Below are 535 nucleotides of genomic sequence, written 5' to 3'. Positions count from 1 at the left end.
TATCGTTTACGTCATTGAGATACTAGACAGAATAATTCTGTATTTAAGTGCAGAATTTTTCTGTCTAATATAGCTGTTAACTATTTAGGAGGTTGTGTTTGAATCAGAAGTACTTAACGTTTGCTAAAACGACCCTGTTTTATCTATGGATCAGTTTTACTGTCCTTTTTCGGTTTTTGTTGGGTAACCTCTATGGCGTGTTAATTACTATGCTAGTTCTCCGCTACTTTAGTGAAAGTCTGTTTGGTCATCCAGCGTACTCTTTCGACGAACTTATGGCTTGGCTTCATGCTCTTAGTGATGAAATGAAAGTTGCTATAGTTAGTTCACTAGTTACTGTTATCGGTTTTCTAGTTGCTTACGCAAGTGCTACTTCAAACTGGAAATCTCAACTATTAGCCAACATAAAACTGCAGGCGTGGGGTGAATTAAATGCCTTTTTTACAGAGGTTGGTTCACTTGTGACTGACTGTGAAATTTATGCATCTGAAACTCTAGAAACGTCCGAAAAGATTAGAAAGTCTAAGAATAAGCA

At 36.8% G+C, this 535-nt stretch carries 1 protein-coding gene; it reads left to right on the top strand.

The genetic code is table 11. From position 1 onward, the window contains the following. Nucleotides 1-98: 98 nt before the first annotated feature. Nucleotides 99-535 (top strand): hypothetical protein (locus BCT81_RS24950; protein ID WP_198596957.1); only part of this gene is annotated, 437 nt, incomplete at its 3' end.

The organism is Vibrio sp. 10N.261.52.A1 (assembly GCF_002876325.1).
In the GTDB taxonomy this organism is placed as follows: Bacteria; Pseudomonadota; Gammaproteobacteria; order Enterobacterales; family Vibrionaceae; genus Vibrio; species Vibrio chagasii.
Note: the sequence above shows the minus strand (reverse complement) of the source record. Positions and strands in the feature narration are given on the sequence as shown.